Source organism: Solibacillus sp. GQ1 (assembly GCF_059758555.1).
The window spans coordinates 1,071,433-1,092,679 of record NZ_JCAXEX010000001.1 but is presented as its reverse complement, the minus strand read 5'-3'; the positions used below and the strand labels follow the sequence as shown (position 1 = coordinate 1,092,679).

The 21,247-nt window shown below is 36.6% G+C and carries 23 protein-coding genes; 7 read left to right on the top strand and 16 right to left on the bottom strand.

Features of this window, described 5'->3' with window-relative positions; genetic code table 11:
• Window positions 1–520: 520 nt before the first annotated feature.
• Genes AC6CH1_RS05320 through AC6CH1_RS05310 form a run of 3 tightly spaced genes read right to left on the bottom strand, consistent with a single transcriptional unit; the run spans window position 521 to window position 1,432 of the window.
• A complete protein-coding gene (locus AC6CH1_RS05320) occupies window positions 521–706 on the bottom strand; it encodes a hypothetical protein (RefSeq protein ID WP_251688517.1) in 186 nt (61 codons plus the stop codon).
• Between the two features lie 14 nt (window positions 707–720).
• The gene (locus AC6CH1_RS05315; RefSeq protein ID WP_498316515.1) at window positions 721–888 is read right to left on the bottom strand and encodes a YvrJ family protein; all 168 of its coding nucleotides are present in this window, start codon (window positions 886–888) and stop codon (window positions 721–723) included.
• A complete protein-coding gene (locus tag AC6CH1_RS05310; protein ID WP_498316514.1) occupies window positions 881–1,432 on the bottom strand; it encodes a sigma factor-like helix-turn-helix DNA-binding protein in 552 nt (183 codons plus the stop codon). The genes AC6CH1_RS05315 and AC6CH1_RS05310 overlap by 8 nt, the downstream gene beginning before the upstream one ends.
• Before the next feature lie 414 nt (window positions 1,433–1,846).
• Between AC6CH1_RS05310 and AC6CH1_RS05305 the strand changes: the two genes are divergently transcribed.
• On the top strand, window positions 1,847–2,704 hold the full coding sequence (locus tag AC6CH1_RS05305; RefSeq protein WP_251688524.1) for an XRE family transcriptional regulator: 858 nt from the start codon (window positions 1,847–1,849) through the stop codon (window positions 2,702–2,704).
• Window positions 2,705–2,876: 172 nt separating this feature from the next.
• Here AC6CH1_RS05305 and AC6CH1_RS05300 read toward each other — a convergent pair whose 3' ends face one another.
• The 3 genes from AC6CH1_RS05300 to AC6CH1_RS05290 all read right to left on the bottom strand — a co-directional run bounded on the left by AC6CH1_RS05300 (window position 2,877) and on the right by AC6CH1_RS05290 (window position 6,024).
• Window positions 2,877–3,719, bottom strand: a complete 843-nt coding sequence (locus tag AC6CH1_RS05300) for a GGDEF domain-containing protein (RefSeq protein ID WP_498316513.1) — start codon at window positions 3,717–3,719, stop codon at window positions 2,877–2,879.
• Between the two features lie 292 nt (window positions 3,720–4,011).
• On the bottom strand, window positions 4,012–4,677 hold the full coding sequence (locus tag AC6CH1_RS05295) for a metal-dependent hydrolase (protein ID WP_251688528.1): 666 nt from the start codon (window positions 4,675–4,677) through the stop codon (window positions 4,012–4,014).
• 174 nt (window positions 4,678–4,851) lie between these two features.
• Complete coding sequence (locus AC6CH1_RS05290) at window positions 4,852–6,024, bottom strand: MDR family MFS transporter (RefSeq protein ID WP_498316512.1); 1,173 nt, start codon at window positions 6,022–6,024, stop codon at window positions 4,852–4,854.
• Between the two features lie 155 nt (window positions 6,025–6,179).
• On the opposite strand from AC6CH1_RS05290, the gene AC6CH1_RS05285 reads away from it, so the two are divergent.
• Window positions 6,180–7,427, top strand: coding sequence for an MFS transporter (locus AC6CH1_RS05285; RefSeq protein WP_251688544.1), 1,248 nt, complete (start codon window positions 6,180–6,182; stop codon window positions 7,425–7,427).
• Between the two features lie 4 nt (window positions 7,428–7,431).
• Window positions 7,432–8,718: an alkaline phosphatase family protein gene (locus tag AC6CH1_RS05280; RefSeq protein WP_498316511.1), complete on the top strand. Its 1,287-nt coding sequence runs from the start codon at window positions 7,432–7,434 to the stop codon at window positions 8,716–8,718.
• 117 nt (window positions 8,719–8,835) lie between these two features.
• Here AC6CH1_RS05280 and AC6CH1_RS05275 read toward each other — a convergent pair whose 3' ends face one another.
• The 3 genes from AC6CH1_RS05275 to AC6CH1_RS05265 all read right to left on the bottom strand — a co-directional run bounded on the left by AC6CH1_RS05275 (window position 8,836) and on the right by AC6CH1_RS05265 (window position 10,376).
• Window positions 8,836–9,237, bottom strand: a complete 402-nt coding sequence (locus AC6CH1_RS05275; protein WP_498316510.1) for a hypothetical protein — start codon at window positions 9,235–9,237, stop codon at window positions 8,836–8,838.
• A gap of 34 nt (window positions 9,238–9,271) precedes the next feature.
• Window positions 9,272–9,649, bottom strand: coding sequence for a peptidylprolyl isomerase (locus AC6CH1_RS05270; protein WP_498316509.1), 378 nt, complete (start codon window positions 9,647–9,649; stop codon window positions 9,272–9,274).
• A gap of 94 nt (window positions 9,650–9,743) precedes the next feature.
• The gene (locus AC6CH1_RS05265) at window positions 9,744–10,376 is read right to left on the bottom strand and encodes a hypothetical protein (protein ID WP_498316508.1); all 633 of its coding nucleotides are present in this window, start codon (window positions 10,374–10,376) and stop codon (window positions 9,744–9,746) included.
• A gap of 177 nt (window positions 10,377–10,553) precedes the next feature.
• Between AC6CH1_RS05265 and AC6CH1_RS05260 the strand changes: the two genes are divergently transcribed.
• From AC6CH1_RS05260 to AC6CH1_RS05250, 3 genes are read left to right on the top strand one after another with little or no spacing between them, the layout of a single operon-like run.
• Window positions 10,554–11,462, top strand: coding sequence for a DoxX-like family protein (locus AC6CH1_RS05260; protein ID WP_498316507.1), 909 nt, complete (start codon window positions 10,554–10,556; stop codon window positions 11,460–11,462).
• A 1-nt stretch (window position 11,463) separates the two neighbouring features.
• Entirely contained in the window at window positions 11,464–12,072 is a 609-nt protein-coding gene (locus AC6CH1_RS05255) for a DUF4166 domain-containing protein (RefSeq protein WP_498316506.1), read from the top strand.
• On the top strand, window positions 12,041–13,591 hold the full coding sequence (locus AC6CH1_RS05250) for a YndJ family protein (RefSeq protein WP_498316505.1): 1,551 nt from the start codon (window positions 12,041–12,043) through the stop codon (window positions 13,589–13,591). Before AC6CH1_RS05255 ends, AC6CH1_RS05250 begins: the two co-directional genes overlap by 32 nt.
• 44 nt (window positions 13,592–13,635) lie before the next feature.
• Here the strand turns inward: AC6CH1_RS05250 and AC6CH1_RS05245 are convergent, their stop codons facing one another.
• From AC6CH1_RS05245 to AC6CH1_RS05225, 5 genes are all read right to left on the bottom strand, one after another.
• A complete protein-coding gene (locus AC6CH1_RS05245; protein ID WP_427710404.1) occupies window positions 13,636–13,914 on the bottom strand; it encodes a DUF3784 domain-containing protein in 279 nt (92 codons plus the stop codon).
• Between the two features lie 12 nt (window positions 13,915–13,926).
• On the bottom strand, window positions 13,927–14,289 hold the full coding sequence (locus tag AC6CH1_RS05240) for a hypothetical protein (RefSeq protein ID WP_498316504.1): 363 nt from the start codon (window positions 14,287–14,289) through the stop codon (window positions 13,927–13,929).
• The gene (locus AC6CH1_RS05235) at window positions 14,286–14,504 is read right to left on the bottom strand and encodes a helix-turn-helix transcriptional regulator (RefSeq protein WP_251688564.1); all 219 of its coding nucleotides are present in this window, start codon (window positions 14,502–14,504) and stop codon (window positions 14,286–14,288) included. The genes AC6CH1_RS05240 and AC6CH1_RS05235 overlap by 4 nt, the downstream gene beginning before the upstream one ends.
• Window positions 14,505–14,745: 241 nt before the next feature.
• Entirely contained in the window at window positions 14,746–15,801 is a 1,056-nt protein-coding gene (locus AC6CH1_RS05230; RefSeq protein WP_498316503.1) for a YkvI family membrane protein, read from the bottom strand.
• A 327-nt stretch (window positions 15,802–16,128) separates the two neighbouring features.
• The gene (locus AC6CH1_RS05225) at window positions 16,129–18,123 is read right to left on the bottom strand and encodes a catalase (protein WP_498316502.1); all 1,995 of its coding nucleotides are present in this window, start codon (window positions 18,121–18,123) and stop codon (window positions 16,129–16,131) included.
• A 257-nt stretch (window positions 18,124–18,380) separates the two neighbouring features.
• On the opposite strand from AC6CH1_RS05225, the gene AC6CH1_RS05220 reads away from it, so the two are divergent.
• Window positions 18,381–19,238: a manganese catalase family protein gene (locus AC6CH1_RS05220; RefSeq protein ID WP_251688570.1), complete on the top strand. Its 858-nt coding sequence runs from the start codon at window positions 18,381–18,383 to the stop codon at window positions 19,236–19,238.
• A gap of 87 nt (window positions 19,239–19,325) precedes the next feature.
• Here AC6CH1_RS05220 and AC6CH1_RS05215 read toward each other — a convergent pair whose 3' ends face one another.
• Both AC6CH1_RS05215 and AC6CH1_RS05210 read right to left on the bottom strand, forming a co-directional pair.
• The gene (locus tag AC6CH1_RS05215; RefSeq protein ID WP_008408403.1) at window positions 19,326–20,162 is read right to left on the bottom strand and encodes an MBL fold metallo-hydrolase; all 837 of its coding nucleotides are present in this window, start codon (window positions 20,160–20,162) and stop codon (window positions 19,326–19,328) included.
• A 48-nt stretch (window positions 20,163–20,210) separates the two neighbouring features.
• Window positions 20,211–21,233: a Ger(x)C family spore germination protein gene (locus AC6CH1_RS05210; RefSeq protein WP_231918724.1), complete on the bottom strand. Its 1,023-nt coding sequence runs from the start codon at window positions 21,231–21,233 to the stop codon at window positions 20,211–20,213.
• Between the last annotated feature and the right edge of the window lie 14 nt (window positions 21,234–21,247).

The following is a 21,247-nucleotide window of genomic DNA, read 5'->3' as shown; positions in this document are numbered from 1 at the left end:
AATTCCTCAATTTTTTTGGCAGCACCATCTACTGCCTGTTTAGAATATAACAAAATTATATTACAATATTGTTTTACTCTGATTAAAAGAATTGAGGCCTCCATTACGAATTTTGCGAATTTTGCAATATGTGAAATAATATATTAGACAAAAACAATCTATTTTAATAGAATGATTACGCTTCCATATTTGTTCTCCAGGACATTTAATGTAATTTCCCCTACTGTAAAACTTGATGAAATTATTTTACATATATCACGGGACAGTAAAAATTGTCTAAACAAAAAAGACATTTCCTCCCCGATTATTACGGATTAAAAAGTTTATGAATCGGAAAACCCCCAAATAGTTGAGATTATCAGTAAAACCCTATCTTAATTATGTATCTTGCATTTTAATATTCCTGTAATACCTGGGGTTTCTATACAACACCCCAGCTAACATAATTAAAAAGGCATCTTAATAATCCAAAGATGAAACTAACTCCTTAGATATCAAAATGCCTCGCCAGCTATTCTATTCATTTAAACAATCCTTTTGGTTGTACAAAAACCGTATTTTTTAAAGTTTTAATGGTAACTTCATAAAGGTGCTGCTTAAGGTCATCCCGATTTTCCATTCTCGTTTGCAGAGAAGAATAAGAAATGACAGGTTCAATTCTTTTTAATAATTGAATAATTTCATTTGGATCAAATTGCTCGACCATAGTTAACCTCCCCTCTATTTTTTACTCCTTTCATGGTTTGTATTAGTGAGGTCGTTCGATAATAAATCAATTGAATTTCGTAATGAATCAATTTTGCCTTCAAATCTCATTAATAAATAAATTGCAATGGTAATTGGAAACCCGAAATTCCCTAATATTTGAAAAAGCTGTCCCTCAATCATTTCCCTCCCTCCCTTCTCTTAATATATTTATTGATTTATGAATCATCTTAGAAATGGCTTGTTGTGAAACATTGTAAATCTTCGCAATTTCCTTCTCAGTTAACTCGCTTACATACCGGTAATACAAAACTTGTTTTTGCTTAGTATTTAAACGTTTTAACAAAGTTATTAACATTTCATCACTCAACAAGCTCTCTAAGTCATTCTCAAATATGCTTTCAAATTGTATAAAAGAATTTTCATCTTGAACTGTGTCTACCATTGCCAGGCTTTCATTTATAGGTGCATCCAAATTTAATTCATATTTTTTATTGTACTCTCTTAGCTTTGAATCAAATTTTTTGGATTCATATATAATTGCTTTTTTTATATAGGCAATACGTATAATCAGTTTTTCAAAGTATTTGAATTGCTCATTTAAAGAATCCGCATTTGTACTTGTCGGCTCCTGTAAGTATGCATTATACAGTTTGTTATATTCTTCAATCTCTATAAACATTTTAAACACATTACTATTCACGACATCAGGATTTAAAATCTTCATTCGTCATACCCCTTATCTTTTTAGTCTTAAAACATGAACTACTGTTCGTTTTTAATTAAAAAGACTGAATAGAACGCTTATCCCTTACTATATAAAGGGGATTTTCTTAACAAGAATACAACCAAAACATTAAGTTTTATTGTAATCTTTCAAAATAAAGAATGCATTAGAATATATAAGAGGAGCACCAGACGTAGGAGTTGGCAATCTTACTACGACTGGTGTCATCAATTTTATTACACCAAATGTTACCGTTACTACTGTCTTCTTAACCCCCACCAATTCCTACTATCCATAAATCCAGAGCGATAATAATTAATTCAATCATTTTCTCACCCCCCTTTTTTTACTTATTTTACATAAATTGCTCTCTGCCAACTTATAATATTAGTAAATGAATATTTGGAGGGTATTATGAACAATTACGGGAAAACATTAAAAAAAATTAGAGTTGGCAAAGGGTTTTCACAGAAATATGTATCCAACAATATTTGTACACAAGGTAATTTCTCCAAATTTGAACTAGGTGAAAATAAAGATATTAAACATTCAACCTTAAGTGAATTTCTAGTACGAATAGAAACTTCATATGAAGAATTTAGATATATTGATAATGGTTATACCATGCCTTTAAGGGATGAAATCATTAACAATTTTTATAATCAAACATATAATAATTCGGAAAATTTATTGCAATTACAGAGGAGTTGTATTTCATTCTTAAAGGAATTTCCTGAGGATAAACTAATTAATAAAATATTTATCATTATAAAAAGTTTAGCAATATTAGCCAATACTAACGACATTCATCATGCAAAATTACTTGCCGAGCCCATTTGGATAGAATTATCTCGCAGAGACGACTTGTACTTGTCCGATATCTTTTTACTAAATTCTATACTTTATATTTTTCCAATTGAAACCGCTGTCGAAATGAAAAAATTTGCTTTTCGGCATATTGAAAAATATAAAAATTTCCAGAATATAAACCGTATAAAAATAAATTTTTTAATTAATCTATCCTTGTTATATCTAAAAAAACAAGATTATAATATGGCTTTAAAACAATTAGAAAATTCTATCGAACTATGTAAAATAGAAAAGCTTTTTATTAATCTGTCTATATGTTATATACGTAAGGGAATTTGTTTAAATAATTTGGGCCATTGCGGATTATATTGGCGAAATAAAGGGATGAATATGTTAGAAGCTTTAGATGAGATTGATTTGCTTTCTATTTTAGAGACAGAAGTCGAAAAATACTCAAATTAATTTAGTTTTATAACGAGGAAATAAACATCTGCTAAATGAAATTATTTGTTCGGAGTAAAAACGGCGAGTTGTCCTCTTGCCCCTTGGAAAAACCTCAGCCATAATGGGGAACAACGGCAACGAAGCAGACACAAAAAAGGCCGTTCAAATTTGAACGGCTTTTGATTTTGAATTAGTTAATCGTATCGTCTGGCAAACCTCTTAATTCTTTCTCTTTATACATCGCTCGATCGGCTTCTTTAATCATCTCATCTAAATTTGCATCTAAAACTTCTATTGTGAAGTATGATCCAATACTTGCCGAAACATTAATTATATGTTGATCTAAAATCATTGGTTTCTCAAGTGCAGATTTTATTCTATCCGTAATCTTTTTTACGATCGATTGATTAATATTAGCCGTTAAAATGACAAATTCATCTCCACCCAATCGGCAAAGTAAGTCCGTCTCTCTTAATACGCCATCTATCCTCAAAACAATAATCTGCAGTAATTGATCCCCAACTTCATGTCCATATGTATCATTTATTTTTTTAAAGCCGTTCATATCAAGGAACAATAATGCAAGTGAGTCGACATTTTCATGCTTCATCAAATCAAACTTTTCCTTAAGCATTGAACGGTTTGCTGCTCCGGTTAAAGGGTCGTGGTAGGCTAAATCTTGTAACTTGTCGTTGGCCTCCCGCACTTTAAGAATGAAAACAATGAGGAAAATGGTTATAAATATTCCAAACAGTACTAAATAAATAAAGTCTTCCTGGATGACATTCGGAAAAATTTCATCGTGAAGGTAAAAAAATGAATAGAATGTAAGAATAATCGAAGCGACCCCTGCCATCAATACGGCTTTTATCTGTTGATAAATGGCACTTAGCGGAAGTGCGAGCCACATGAAGAAATAATTTACTAAATACGGAGATTCATTAAGCAAGTAATAAAAATAAATATACATACTGCCGATCATTACATACATTGTAAATTTGGCATTCACTTTCTTTTGAATCAGCAATATCATGATAAGCCCAAATACTCCAAAAAACATTGCTGGAGGAAATATACTCTCTATTCCTTCAATAAAAATATTAATTATTATATGTGTAAAATAAAAAATACTTATTAATAGAAGCAATAATGAATTTCTCCGATGCATTTCAATCATAATTCACCTTCCTCTAACATCCGTATTGGGCAGAAATTATTGTAAACATTTAATTTATTATAGCTTATGCAGTTGAATAATAATTAACTAAATAAAGAAAAGATCTCCCGACAGTTCATTGAAACTGATGAAAGACCTCCCCTAAAATCTATATTCGTATTTTAAATACTTTATTCGTAATCGGAGCGAGAAATTTAACCCCTTTTACCGTCATCATATCACCTAAAATATGAGATAAATACGCCATCGTTGAGATGATTGCTAAATTTTCCGCGCCTGTACTCACTTCCAGCAGATGGGACATATATGCCCAAAAGACCACTGCACAAATTGTATGGGTAAACCCTCGATGCGGAAACCATCCAGCTGCCCCTATGTATACAGCAAACAGTACGAGCCACCACAGCTCATCGGTAATTGCATAATACAGAAGGAATAAACTTAAAATGGTCATTAAAATATTTTTCAGCGTTTCCTGACTTCTCATGGACAATGCGATAATAATTGCACCCAGTGCTAAAAACAGCAGTTTATTTTGTTGGGTAAACCATTCACCATCCAGAAAAGGCAAAAGATTTAAGTAGGCTGCCAAGGACAGAAGCATTATGATTCCACCGACCATTTGTCCGCCCTTTTTTATTTTTTTCGCCGTCTTCGTTACATGTTTATTCAACAAGTTGTTTCCGTCCAGATCCGGAGCAAGCGAAGCCACAGCGGATACAGCTAAAACGACCGGGATCATTTCTGGTTCTTGACTGACAGATGCGACTGCTCCGATTCCTAAACCAATTGTTAAATGTGTTCGACCTTTCATGTTGTCACCTCTTTGTTGTAAAGTCTTTTAACGGAATATACCGCGAACTTCTTATGTATTCAAAGTGTTCATTGTACTTAACGAAGTTCTATTAATCAAGTTTTTTCATTATAGGAACCTGATTTACTTTATGAGCTGCCCATTTGTTTTATTACTTACCGATTGTTCAACATTTCAAGCCAGTCTTTGAGCGCGGTTATATATAAAAATACTGCAAAGCATGATTAATGAAATAATCGCAAACATATAATCTATATAAACCGTTAACAGCCAGCCACCGATAATTGGTCCGATAAATCCTCCTATATTCTTAAACTGTGACGCACCAAGATATGTTCCCTTCTGATCCTCAGGTGCAATTTCCTCAATAACCGCGTTCATCATCGGAAAACAGAAAATCTCTCCAACTGAAAATACAATCATACTCGCAATGAACATCCAAGAACTGCCGGAAACGCCAAACAGAAATAATCCGACCGCAAAAATAACAACGCCGATTTTCAGTGAACTGTAAATTGAAATTTTTTCGCTTAATACTGTTAATGGCAGCTGAAATGCCAGCACTGTAATGGAGTTTGCGACAATCACATAGGAAAAGAGCTTCACCCCATCTTCCACATTCATATTAATGAATTGCGGCAGTGTCGAGTCGAACTGGGAATAACCAACTGTAATCAAAATACCTCCTGCGATAAACAGCAACAGCTTTTGATCTTGGATAACTGCACGTAATATCGTTCGGATTTGTTGGTTTGAACCAAGTCTTTTTTGTTTCATTTCATAGCGATTTAACACGACGAGTAAAAATATGCCATACAAAGCATACATTATTCCGGTAATCATAAAAGGTGTCGCCGGGCTTGATAAGCTTGCGACCCATACACCAAGCAATGGACCCATAACGGCCGCAATATTAATGGCCGTGTAGCGTACAGAAAATAACCGTCTTTTTTTCGGATCTTCCGTAAAATCAATCATCAAAGCTTGAGTACCCGGTTCAAAAAATGAGCGGCATAACCCATTCACCGCATTCAACACGACAAAGTAACCAGCTGAAGGAGCTAGTGCAAACCCAACGAATGTCAGGCTCCATATAAAGACCGTAATAACAATAACCACTTTTCGTCCGAATCGATCGGTTAAATAGCCGCCGATTAATCCGCCGAATGTTGAAAACAAAGGGGCGATCCCAATAGTAACCCCGATTAATAAAGGCGAGGCTTGAAGTTCATTATGTAAATATAAAGCTAAAAACGGGATTGCCATAAAGCTCGCAGTCCGTACAAAAATCGTCCCACTTAATATGATCCATACAAGTGGATGAAAATAGTTAATAATTCTTGCCATAGCCCGCCTCCTGTAAATTTTTAGAGATAACTTCCATTATACAGAGTTTGCGTAAAGAATATTTCTTTAATATGAAATTTCTGTTTGGTTCCACTTATCAATTTCAAGATAATGGTATAATGACTGAAAATAGTAGGTTGGGAGGTTTTATGTAAGTGAAGCTGACAAAAGAAGAAAAGTCCTGGATTTTATACGATTGCGGGAATTCTGCTTATTCCATTGCAATCACGACCGCCCTTTTCCCCATTGTCTTTGGGATGTTTCAAGGTGTGAACAACATGGATTTAGGCTATTTCAATTCACTCGCAAGTATATTTGTCGCCGTTCTTAGTCCTATTTTAGGAGCCTTTGCTGATTATAAGGACAAGAAGAAACGTTTCTTCACATTTTTTGCGTTAGTCGGCATTATTTCTACTCTTTCCTTTACATTTATTTCACCGGATAGCGGGCAATGGCAGCTTTTAATCGTCATGTACATTCTTTCATGTATCGGCTTTGCCGGCGCCAATATTTTCTATGATTCTTTCTTGGTCGATGTGACGACAGATGAGAAAATGGATAAAGTATCGTCATCCGGCTTTGCTTTCGGCTATATTTCAAGTGTCATTCCATTTGGGATTAGTTTAGTCGTCATCTTAATCATGGGGATGGATGCAGCGATCGGATATCAAATCGGATTTTGTATTACCGCGCTATGGTGGGGATTACTGACGATTCCGATGATTAAAGACGTCAAACAGCGCCACTATATAGAACCCGAACCAAATCCCATCGGCAATAGTTTCAAACGTCTAGGTCAAACCTTTTTAAATATTAAAGACTATAAAATAGTATTCATGTTTTTAATCGCTTATTTCTGCTATATCGATGGTGTCGATACAATTATAAAAATGGTTGTTCCGTACGCGACAAGTGTTTTAGGTTCCGATGGATTAAATACCTTTATGCTTTTGGCCATTTTACTCGTCATTCAAATTGTAGCGTTCCCGTTTGCGCTGCTTTATGGGTCGCTTGCTAAAAAATATTCGACACGGGCATTAATTATTGTCGGGATAACGACTTATGTCATCGCCTGTATCGCAGCATTTTTCATTTCGGAAATGTGGCATATCTTTATTTTAGGGATTATGATTGGATCTGCTCAAGGCGGTATTCAGGCATTAAGCCGTTCCTATTATGGTAAAATTATTCCGAAAGAGCGTTCCAACGAATTTTTCGGTTTCTATAATATTTTCGGTAAATTTGCTGCAATTATCGGACCTTTTCTAATGGCACTGACAACAACGATGACTGGTGATGCCCGATATAGCATTTTATCGATTATCCCTCTATTCATTATTGGGCTCATAGTCTTTTTAATGCTGCCAAAAGATGCGCATGAACAAACTAAATTAGTAAGGTGATCAGATGCAGAATAAAAGTAATTATGTGATTGTTGTTTCGTATGACGCCTTTTCTAAGGATAATTGGGAAAGTGCAGCGTCTAAACCGAATTTAGCCAAACTGATTGAACGAGGGGCCTCTACAAATTTACTGAAAAGTGTGTACCCAACCCTCACGTATGTCATACACAGTTCCTATGTGACTGGTGTCTATCCAGACCGGCACGGGGTTTTCCATAATAATCCGTTTCAGCCTTTCGTCTCTGAAAACGAGCAAAACTGGCACTGGTTCCGCAGTGATATCCAAGCTCCAACTGTATATGAAGCAGCTCGAGAAAAAGGACTAACGACAGCCGGGCTTTTGTGGCCAGTATCAGGAAAAGCTGATATTAACTTTAATATCCCTGAAATAAAAGCGATAAAAAATGAAAACCAGGCACTAAAAATACTGAAAAGCGGCAGTAAATTGTTTACATTGCAAATGGAAATGAAGTACGGAAAAGTTCGGCAAGGGATTCAGCAGCCTTATTTGGATGATTTCACAACCCTATGTGCAGTAGATACGATTAAAAAGAAAAAGCCGAATTTACTATTAATGCATTTAATTGATCTCGATGATACGAAGCATTTACATGGAACAATTGGACCTCATATTGAAGAAGTCATTGAACGGATGGATCGCCGGATAGGAGAGCTTGTCCAGGCGACAAAAGATGCAGATATTTATGAAGAAACGACTTTTATAATCGTCGGAGACCATAGTCAGCTCGATGTTCAGTACAAAGTGTATTTGAATCGGATTTTATACGAAGAAGGTCTTATTTATGAGAAAAACGGAAAATGGCATTGGCGCGCATATGTTCAAGGTGCAGGTGGAGCCGCTTATTTACATGTACAGCAAGACGATACGGAAGCAGAACAAATAGCCCTTACCATTTTACAGGATGCTGCACGGAAAGAATCTTACGGTATAGAAGCCATTTTAGGTACTCAGGAATTGCAGGAATTTCATATAGCCAGTACATTCCGATATATGATTGAAGCAAAAGAAGGGTATGCCTTTGAAGATGACCATTTACAGGAAGCTATCATCGACTTACATACACTCGGCAAAAAGTATGCGACACACGGCTACTCACCAAACAAACCCGATTATACGAGCAACCTTATTATTTCCGGCAACGGTGTTATAGCCGGTTCTCATATTGGCGAAGCTTGTGTCGTTGATATCGGTCCGACAATTGCGCATATTTTAGATTTGGACTTTAGAAATACAGATGGCAGAGCATTGACTGAATTTTTTAAGCGATAATATAGCCAATATATCTCTCCCATAAAAAAGTGTTTAGAAAATCCCTTTTGAATAAATCAAAAGGGATTTTTATTGCATAGTAATAGTTTTAATTTATAAAGTCTCTATAACGAAAATTTAATATTGTTTCTTCACTTCATTATAAATGTCTAATGCATTTTCATAAATATCATTATTTGCATCGATTTGATAATTTCCAGAACGATCTCCCAGATGGAAAATCCCCATATCATCGATTACTAAAGTCCCTGATATTTGGTCATTATAAATAAAATGGATCGTTAACGCCTTATCATAATCAATTTCCACGTTTGTCTGTCCACTATCTTCAATTTGATTGTAAGCCTTCACAAGTGACTGGACCGTTTCTTTATCTACTTTGTTTAGACCCTCATACAAGCTCTGCCCATAACCGATATCGAAGTAATCCGCTTTGATTTGATTAGGGTAATTACCATTAAATCCCTTTACAATAAAAAATGAAATTAGTATAACAAACACTATTAATAATTTCTTCAAAATTTCCTCCATCTAACCTAACCGACTCGACTCTTTAAAAACCTGTGGAATTACCTATAGGTGTATCTTGACCGTTTATTTTTACATTAATTGAATCATACTGTGCATCACCACGAGTAATTTTATAGACGTATTGTTTTAACTCACTATGTTCTTCGTTTTCAGTCTCCAACTTTATATCTAATATGTTATCCCTCTCTTCAATTTCGGTTGTTACTGTTCCTGCAGATTGAAAAATAATATACTTCACATCGCTTTTACTGTCATTAATCAGCTGCAATGTGTAATCGGTATCAATAATCTCTTGCACTTTTGTAGGAATTTTTTGCACTTCCGTAATACTCAATTCTGATGAACTACAAGCTGCTAATATTATTGCTGAAACAAACATTAATGATAATAGTTTTCTCAAGTTAAGTCCCCATTCCTTGATTGGCCCTCGTTTTATACAAGTGGCTATTTGTTAAATTTAAAATGTTTGGTTCGCCGGATTTAAAATATCACTTTTATGATCTCTTTTTCGGAAATAATGTATACGATAATGTAATTACAAAGTCAATGGTAAGAATAAGCAGCCATACTTGACTGAATTTATTGATCCCTTCATTGTCAAAAGGGAAATTACCGTTCTCGTCATCAAACCACATTCCGAATAATTCATTCAGGGGCGTTTGCTGCAAACTGTCTGAAAAGCCGACCGCAATAGCAAATCCTATATGAACAAGGATAAAAACTACGAAATGCCCCGCAAATTGCTTCCATTCTTGTATCGCATAAGCCTTACCATACAATTTAACAGGTTGGAGTGATTCATTGATCGGCTCCCCTCGTTTTTTAGCAACCCACCTTTTTATAAAGGCATCGAGCTTTTTAAAGTCGGATTTCCCGAATGTCATCGCATACACAATAATGATGACAATAATAATTTGATAAATCGAAAATTCACCTGTTCGCTGATAATCAAAATAAGCCAAAAGCGCAATCCATAAATCATTTACGATAAAAATAATAAAGACGAATAAACTCAGCTTTTTTAGCTGAAACCAGTAGCGCAAGAGCAAAAAGGCAATCGCACATACCCAGAATACAACTTCTGCAGTAATGAGGAAAAACCACTTATAATCCAAAATAAAGTCCATTGCTTCCTCCCTTAAAATCGGTTACTTGATCTATCCACTCTTATAATACTTGATAAAGTAATATATTAACATTTTTTCCGGTAAATTTATTCCCTTTAAATTCTGACTAATCACAGTAATGATATTAAGGTATGATGATGAATAAGTAAATACATTTTGATAGAGGAGCTGAATGTCTTGAAGAAAAAGCCGATTTATGTGGAAACCGTAATAGACAGCTCGATTGAAGAAGTATGGCATTATACACAACAGCCCGAGCTGCATGAACAATGGGATTTACGTTTTACATCCATCATCTACAATGAAAAACAGCATGTGGACGCGCCTCAAACTTTTACATATACAACTAAAATAATGCCGGGCCTGTCAGTTGCAGGTTGGGGTGAAAGTAAAGGTACACATGAAAAAGCAAGTGGTGTTAGAACATCATCTCTCCATTTCGGGACACCGCAACTGATTTCCCCTATTAAGGAAGGACGCGGCTATTGGCAATATATCCCGAATGGCGACCGCGTAACCTTTCTGACCCAGTACGACTATGACGCCCGGTTCGGTCGATTCGGGCAATTATTTGATCTACTGTTCCGCCCTGTTATCGGTTGGGCAACTGCACTTAGTTTTAATGTACTGGCTAGGTGGATTGAAATAGGAGAAAAACCGGCAACCCAATACCGGCGATTTTTCAGCTATTATTTACTGTGCTTCCTGTTCAGTTTTACATGGCTCTACCAAGGTCTCATTCCGAAAGTATGGATGAAGCATCCGCTCGAAATTGATATGCTGATGAAACTGTCACCGCTAACGTTAGGTCAAGCATCAACGGCCATTATTTGGATAGGTATTTTGGAGATGATCATCGGGTTACTCTTTTTGATCCCGAAATTGCAACCGCTGCTGATAAAGGCGCAAATTTTATTATTCCCATTGCTGACATTAAGCGCAATTATTGCTGCACCTTCTGTTGCAACAGCTCCATTTAATGTCGTTACATTTAACATTGGTTTGTGGGTTGCTTCAATTATTACTTTACTGCTGACAAAAGAATTACCGACAGCAAGATTTTGCAAACGAAAAAGAGGTGCTTAATATGATTTACGAAACATTGCTTGCCAATGATTTTAACAGGTTGCATCCAAAGTTGCAGGAAAGATACCGCCTTCCATTAGGCAAACCATTTCATGCACAAGGAACAATGCAAGTTATTCATTCCGGACCACGTTTTTTACGAACGATGTATCAATTGTTTACGAAAACAAATTTCCTTTTTCCCGAATACGGCAAGGAAATTCCTTTTACAATAACGAATACCGCAAGAATGAACAATGAAAAGGAAGCCGAAGTCTATTGGGAGCGCACTTTCCATTTTCCACTGGCAATACGCAAATTCAATGCAACGATGACAGTCGATTTGGAACGGCAAATCGTAAAAGATTATTTAGGGGATCCGGCATTATTCTACTCCGATTTAAGAATGGATGTTACAAAGGACGGTTCCTTAATGATCCGCTCCGCAGAACAGCGTGCCGTAATCGGTCAAAAAGAAGTTGGCTTGCCGAAGAAACTGACAGGCCGAGTTGTTGTAACGGAAGGGTATGATGATGTGCTCGATGTGTATACGATTCATGTCTCCATTTATAATGATCTTATTGGAAGGATGATGATGTATGCTGGTCAATTTACGCCTTGTGCTCAGTAGACCTTTAACAATCATTGGCCTTGTTTGTATGGCTTGGCTTCTATTATTTAACGCACCAACATCTATGTATTATTATTTGACGCTAGCTCAACTAATCTTTGTTCCAGTCATACTGGAACAGTTAGTTTTACTGAAAAATTGGCAAAAATTCATTATTGCAACTGGTCAGTTTGCAGTTACAATACTATATTTCACACAAAACGATTTCCTCATCCTGCTTTGTGTACTTACCTACTTACTAAGTACCCTTATTATTGCCTCCCATGGGGTCAAACGATTTTTGAGAAGAGGCTTTGTCAATACAGCTGAAATGATGATAGATATCGGTCTAATATATATTGTGATGGGTGGACTATGGTTTTTGGCATTTCATCTGCAGCTGAATGCAGGGTTCAGTCCGATTATTACATGGCTGACCGCTATTCATTTTCATTACTCGGCCTTTCTGCTATGCATAACAGTCGGTTTGATTGGGCGTCTTCATATGACCCGCTATTACAAATTTTGCTGCGCCGTAATCGCTGCAGGACCAATGCTAGTAGCTGTCGGGATTACCTTTTCAAGGATTGTTGAAATCATTTCTGTTAGCCTATATGTAGTCGCCATCTTCAGCATTAGCTTTTTTGTTATGAAATGGCCATTGCCGCGTGTGCAGCGTCTGTTCATCCGACTGGCATTTTTGACATTATGCTTTACAATTATTTGGTCGCTTTTATACGCATACAGCAATTTAACAGGAACGAATCTTGTTGATATTCCGGATATGCTGGACTTCCATGGTCTTTTAAATTGTTTAGGGTTTGGTATTTCTGTATTGATCGCTTGGAGCTTATTACTGCCACCTTCAAAACATCGTGACTATACATTTCCAATAAGTAAAATTCGCGGGCGATTTTCTCCAACAAACAAACCGGCTCGTGGATTGGTCGATGATATGGCATCTTATGTTAATAAAGAGAACATTCCTGAATTGGTAAGTGAGTTTTATGAACGTACTACAAACTTTGAATTAAAAGCGTCTGTTAAATGGGCTGCTTGGTTTAAACCTTTTGCTTTTGTGTATCAGTTCATTAGCAGGAAAATGGGACAGCTGAATTTACCGTTCTCTTCAAAATCGATTGTGATGGACGGAGAAATTTGGCAAGTTGATCCGCAAAATGACGGCCGAGAAAAGCCGCGCGTCTGGCAAAGATCGATTAATGGTGACCCGGTATTCAACGCGATATATTCGAAGCATCATGATGCCTCCAATACCTATATGAATATTGCTTTGCCCCTGCCCTTCTCTACAATGCACGGTATATTGCAGCTTTCCGTAAAAGACTGTGCACTGTACTTAACAAGTGATGGACAAGGCGATGCCGGTACGTATTTGGCGATCGGCTCTTATGTATTCAAATTGCCGTTACATGAGTACTTTGTGATTAAAGAACAACAAGGAACCCTTACCGCAACCCATGAGATGAAACTGTTTGGTATGAAGTTTTTACATATTGATTATCAAATACGGAAAAAATAAAAATACCCGGCTTCCCTAAGTACAATAAAGGGGCCGGGTAAAATTTATTCAACCATTTTTACATTAACATATACCAACTCAAGTAAGATGATGCCCACTGTAACATACATAATCGTTTCTGCTTGTTGTATGCCTGCAAATCCGCTTATGGCGATTCCTATGCCTAGTAAAGCAAATGTTCCACCGACAAGTAGAGCCAATTTATTTTTATCTTTTACTCGCTTTTCATTATACCCCGCTAATAGCCATGTTAATTTTTTAACTCCGACTAAATAACCCAGCACTAAAAATACTACGCCAATTAAAACCAAATTCATCTCCATTTCCCAGTCCCCCTAAAAGTTTTTTATAACTGCTGGAATAATATAGAATGGAATGCAAAGTGTAGCTACCAAATACACCAAAATCAATTCTACATTTATCGTCCAATTCATGTCCCCTTTACTTCCAATCACTAAAATCAGTATGAGCAGTGTATTTAACATAATCATGCTTCGTAATGACCATTTCGAAACATTTGCGTTTACGCGATCATCAAATTCGAGCTCGTCGTTCATTAATTTACCTCGCTTATACTTCGCAAATATCATTAAACAACCGATTCCCGCTAACAGAATCCATTTCAATAATGAACTTTCAATAAATAAAATAACAATAATACAGCAAAGAACCGGGATATAGGTGAATAACTTTGTCATGATTCTTCCTCCATCCAAAACAATTTTTCAATAGAAGTATCCAGTGCATTCGCAATCAGCAAACATACTTTAATTGTAGGATTATACTTTTGTGCTTCGATTAAATTCATCGTTTGTCTCGTGACACCAATCTGCTTTGCTAAATCACTTTGTGTTAAATTGCCCAATTCAGTTCTTCTTAATTTTACACAGTTTTGTATTTGAATATCTTTCAATTCAACACCCTCCCTTCCTAAAATCGATGTCACTTTGTTGAAACTGCTGTCATGATAAAGTCAGGAAAAAAATACCTTTCACCTAATATTGTAACATATAAATTAACTTAGTCAATTATATATGACACTTAATCCGTTAAAACTGTGGGTACTAAAATGAAAATCAAATTTTTAATACAGCAAAAAGCTACCAATTTTCTTTATCAGAAAAAGGTAGCTTTTTGCATATATAAATAGAAAATTATCGTGCTTCTTGTTTCTTAATAATAAAGGGTGCTGCCACTAAAGCAAGGATGAGGATAATCCCCAGATAACCAATCAGAGGATAGAAATAACTCACTAGACCAGTAAAGCCTACAAAACTTGCCAAATAACCAACAATCATTGTAATCGTAAAGAAAGTTTTAAATTTCTGTGTTCCTGATTCCGCAAAACGTGCTGAAAAAGAAAAGAACATTCCAACCGCTGTATTATAAATCATGCCGAAAATAACTAATGACATGATAATACCTAGTGTCGGCGATAAATTACTCACAATTCCCAGCATCGGCATGTCCAACGTGCCAACTTCTTCGATTTTAGAGAAAATAGCTAAATGAATTAATAATATGAGAACTCCTAAAATAAGTCCTCCAACCAATCCGCCTATCGCTGCAGTTTTTGGATTTTTTTCAACTCCGCCCATTACAATTGACATTGAAGCTCCAACCGCGATATTAAATGAAACGTAATTAATACTGGAAATAAACCAGTTTGGTAAAGTAGTCGGTGTTGCTTGCGCTACATCGTTTAACGATGTAAAAGTTCCACTCATCGTTAGAAAACTGTAGATCGCAATAAATATAACAAAAATAATGAGAACCGGCGTAATGCTTCCTATAATGGCAACAACCCGATTTACTTTCAAAAAACCTGTTAGTAATACGAGTATTGTCATAAGAGTCGTACCTACAAAGACCGGTAAACCAAACTGTTGATTTAAGTTCGAACCGGCTCCAGCCAGCATCACGACACCTACACCAAACAACGTAAAAATAAGAATAAAATCGATTACAGTTCCAAGATATCGCCCGCTAATTCTGTAAATAACGTCTTTATGAGATGTCGTTTTTGTATAACTGCCAAGCCATACTAAAAGCATACCAATACCCGAAAATAGTACCGTTGATAAAATAGCTCCGAATATCCCGAGTATTCCAAAGCTCGTAAAGTATTGCAGTATTTCTTGTCCTGAAGCGAATCCTGCGCCTACGATCACGCCAATAAAAGCGCTTGCAATTTTCAATATATTTTTCACACGTCTAACTCCCCTTTTAATCCTTCGATCAATATGTATTTTCTTAAAATAATTACTAAGGCCATGTTCCCCATTTCGACTTTTCCGATTATTATAGCCCTTTTCAAATTTCTCCCTAGTTATCCCTCCTCCGACACAAAATTAATTACAATTTTAATATTATAGCATACTTTTATTACGATATTTTATTATTCAAAATATTCATTTTTTAGAGAGTGAGTAGGAAAATAGAGGTATAGATTGAAACATAGTTCAATAAAAAAACATTTTTCTCAATGAGAAAAATGTTTTTTGAGTCTTTGTAATTCTTAAATCTTCTAAGAATAATCAACCCGTTGCATTTGTTCGGTCAAAGTGGCGACCTTTTTTCAATGCTTCTACAAATTCTGAAATACCTGCTACGACACCAGGTGTATTTGCATAGTCTTTATCTAAAATTTCAGTTGAAGCATACCCTAATGCTTTATAATGGTTGAAAATTTCATCAGCAAATCGTTGAACTTTACGTTTAGGCACGACACTTTCAAAATTTGCAGCAACAATTAGACCATCATAAAGTACAGGATCTGCCGTTTCCAGCGTGTGATCAATTTCACGCTCACCGATTCTTCCTTGTTTATCACTGATCAACTCAACTGTAACGCCTTCATTTTCCAATGGCATGATAAGTTCTTCCAAATTGCTGCTTGTATCAACAATAATACCGACTTTTTTCGACTTTAAAAATGGTACCTGATTTTTTAAGATACTCACAGCATCAGATGGCTGTTGATCCGCAACTTGCTGGATCGATTCATCTGGTGGTGTAACCCCGATATTTTGTGCAATTTGCTCAGCCATTGCACGGTCAACACGAGCAAACATATCGACTGCTGCTTTGCGGATTTCGATTGTTTCTACTTTCCCAAGTTCAAAACTGAAAGCATTTATAATATGCTGTTTTTCCACATCCGTTTGGCTTAACCAGAATTGACGCGCTTGGCTATAATGGTCTTCAAACGATAAGCTTCGAGCTCGTACTTTTCGTCCTTCGATTTTTTCCTGGTAATGAGCATAGCCGCCTTCCTTTTGCGTCACTACATGCGGTGTATTGTTTTGTAAACTGTTTTTCCCGTATGCCACACGTCCTTTATTGATCGTCATTCGACCATACCCATCACGCTGATTATTATGGAATGGGCATACAGGACGATTAATCGGCAATTCATGGAAGTTTGGCCCGCCTAATCGAATCAGTTGTGTATCTGTATAAGAGAATAAACGGCCTTGTAATAAAGGATCGTTTGAAAAATCGATTCCCGGTACAACATGCCCTACATGGAAAGCAATTTGTTCTGTTTCTGCGAAGAAGTTATCAGTATTTCGATTCAATGTCATTTTTCCGAGTTTGCGAAGAGGAATCAATTCTTCCGGCCAAATTTTCGTCGGATCTAAAATATCGAAATCAAATTTGAACTCATCTTCTTGTGAAATTAGCTGAACAGCAAGTTCATATTCAGGAAAGTTTCCGGCTTCAATATTATCGTAAAGGTCACGGCGATGGAAATCCGGGTCTTTCCCCGCAATTTTTTGAGCTTCATCCCATACTAAAGAATGAGCACCGAATACAGGTTTCCAATGGAATTTTACGAAGTGAGCTTCCCCTTTGGCATTGACAAAGCGGAATGTATTGACTCCAAATCCTTCCATTGTTCGATAGCTTTTTGGAATTGCACGGTCCGACAAATGCCACATGGTCATATGTGCAGTCTCTTCATTACTGACAATAAAGTCCCAAAATGTATCATGAGCACTTTGCGCTTGAGGAATTTCATTATGCGGCTCCGGTTTTACCGCATGAACGAAATCAGGGAATTTAATCGCATCTTGAATGAAGAAAACGGGTATATTATTTCCTACTAAATCATAATTCCCTTCTTCTGTATAGAACTTCGTCGCAAATCCTCGCACATCACGAACTGTTTCTGCTGAACCTCGTGATCCTGCTACTGTTGAAAATCGAACAAAGACAGGTGTTTGGCGACCTTTCTCTCCTAAAAAATGAGCCATCGTTATATCTGTTGCATCGCCATAACTTTCAAATACACCATGCGCCCCCGAACCTCGGGCATGTACTACTCGTTCCGGAATACGTTCATGGTCAAAATGGGTCATTTTTTCACGAAAATGAAAGTCCTCCATAATTGTTGGGCCACGTTCACCTATCGTTAATGAATGCTCGTCATTCGTTAACTTTAATCCATGATTCGTTGTTAGCGGCTGACCTTCATCTTTCGTAGTAAACTGTTTCAATTGCTCGACTTTTTTATTGTTGTTCTCCAATTTACATCCTCCTAATTCCAAAATAGCAAGTTCCACAAGATTAGTTATACTCAACCATCTCTGTTACTTTTCTACCCTATTTCCCGAAAAGTAGTCCTATGAAATATAATCGTAATATTTAATTCTTTAAAGTTAGTACCTTCTAACTTTAATTATAAAAAAATTGGCATGTCTTCCTTTGAATTGAACATACTACTTTCAAAAGGATGTGAAAAATGCATTCTTTATGAAATACCATGAAAGAAGCGAGGGAAACTATGTACTACTACAAAGAAGAACTGATCAATATTATTAAACCGGATAAACCAGATCCGGCAGCTGCCCGCGTTTTACAGGAAATCTTAGGCGGACATTATGGGGAAATGCGCACAATGATGCAATTTTTCTTCCAAAGTTCCAATTTCCGAGGAAAAGATACTCAATTTAGAGACTTGCTGCGCGGTATTTTCTTAGAAGAAATTGCCCACGTCGAGCTTGTTCAAAATACAATCAATCAGCTATTGAACGATTCCGGAGAGTCATCAGCTCCGGGTAACAATGGAATGGACCAATCCCCATTAGATGAAGCGGTCCGCCATGCAAATCCCCACCATTTCATTATGGGCGCACAAGCATCATTGCCTGTAGATGCAGCAGGAAATCCATGGAATGGATCATGGGTTTACTCACACGGCAACCTTATCGCCGATTTACTGAATAACCTCGTATTGGAATCTACAGGAGTACTGCAAAAAACTCGAATTTATGAAATGAGCTCAAACCAAACGTTCCGTGAAACGCTCGCATTTTTGATTGTTCGTGATAACGCACATCAAAACGCTTTTGCCAAAGCACTCGAAACATTAGGCGTAAATTGGGGCAAACTATTCCCGGTACCGAATTATGATATCAACAAATATCCTGAATGCCGGAAATTTGTCGATATGGGTTACCATAACTGTCAATTTAACTTCCGTCTGGATCCGACAAGAATAGGTGAAATTCTCCAAGGACAATCTCCAAGCCGAAATGGCGGACAATATCAAGTAACACCGCCACCAGTAGGTTTCCCTGTGCCATTAATGCCAGATATGCCAAATGAACATAGTCCTGGGTTATATGATTTGAATAATTAAATTAAACCCCACTATCTATATACTTTAAAAAATCATCCATTTGCTCATTAGCTGAGTAAACGGATGATTTTTTTGTATTAAACTATCTTATTTCTTATTCTTTGGCAATGCTATTTGATCAAAATCATCGACAAGTTTACGCAGCCCCTCGCTTAGCTCTGGCCCGCTCATCGGCACCCCATGTCCTGTAACCGCTACAGAAGGATTTAACGCTGCCAGCTTTTTTACTGATTCAAAAGCTGCGCCCCAGTCCGGCGTCAAATACTTCGGTGGTCCATTCACTTCTTTTTCCTGGGTAAATACTTTATATAAGGATTCCTGCTTGACCGTAACAAATGCATCCCCTGCAATAAGTGCTCCGTCGCGCTCCCTAAATAACGAAACATGTCCAGGTGTATGTCCCGGTGTATGAATCCACTTAAATCCTTCCATAAAAGGTACGGTTCCATCTGGAGGAAGTTCCTGGACAGATTCCCCTAAGTCGATCGCTTCATTCGGGAACAAAGGGGACATTTTAGCAACTAACCCACTATCAACAGTAGAGTCCGGCTCCGGATAATTTTCTAAGCCCGTTAGATACGGCAGTTCTAATTTATGAGCGAAAACCGGTACTTGCCAGTGCTCAACAAGTTCAATAATTGCGCCTACATGATCAAAATGTCCATGTGTCAAAATAATTGCTTTTGCTTTTGCATTTTTGCCAAATCTTTTTTCCGCTACAGAAATAATTTCTTCTGCACTTTTCGGCATCCCCGCGTCTATTAAGACAAAGTCGTTACTTCCTGGACAACTGTAAAAAGCAATATTGGCGATTTGAATTGTATGTGCGTACAAGTCTGGCAATAATTCCTGGCTCACACCACTTTGTACAGATGTAGCAGGAATAAATTTATAATCGTTGCCGTAGTTCATATTTTTTTCCATCGATGACACTCCTTTTCAAATATTCAACTGTGTTTTTGTTGTTTACAGTTACTCCAATATACCCGTTTTCACAATTTCTACTTTTAGCTTAGCCGAAATATCCAATTCTGAAAAACGCTCGTTCCAATCTTTTTTAAACCATTCCGGATGAAATGCTCGAACACTGCGACCAAGTCCTATGGCATCACTCTTTGCTTCTTGCAATTTTTTAATGACTTCGTTCAAATCTTGCTCAATCTTTGCCTGAAGAAATTTTTCCAGCTCTTTTCTTAAATTTGCATTATCTATGTTATCCTGAGGGAATTCAGAAAGCATAAAATCGATTTTCAAATTAATTACAATTTTATTTTCTGTTATATTAAGCTTTCTTTTTAATTTATTGACCCGAACAGTTAAAGGACTATCTTTATATAAATGAGCAATACGCGTTGAAAAACCAAGTGAGTCATTTAAAATACTTAATAATAGTCCTTCATCAGCGTTTAAAGTCTTGCCAGTAAAAGATTTACCTGAAAATAAGGCAACCCCTTCTGCTTTGGGACGATTATCCTCACCCATTTTCAAGTAGGGCAAAGCCAAATCCTGAGCATCTTCGAAAATTACAGTAGAAGCTGTTTGCAATGTATAAGGTATTACAAAAGAGTTATCTTCCAGACTTGTAATAAAACGGTCATAAAATTCTCCTGCGGTACTTTGCTTATTTTCGCTTAGTTCAAAAAACGGTTTTAAATCCCCTTGTATAATTGCCATTTTTGATGTTATCGGACTATTTGCATCCCGAAAATAAATATCCAAATACTCATAAATATTATGTTCTGCGGTATCCTCTGATATAAGAACTGTTGATAAAACAGATAAATCCATCGTCTGCTCAACTTTTAACTCTGCATCCTGACGTACATCACGAGGTGAAACCCCCTCACCGGAAATAACAATGGTTTTCATTTCTGTTGCTGTAGCTTCCGGATAGGCATAATAAGCAGTCAATTCTCCTATTTCACCTTCTATGCCAGTAAGCGATACGACGGATGAATTCTTATAAAGCCTCTCATCCCAGCATCCCGCTAGTATAAGTGGTGTTATTA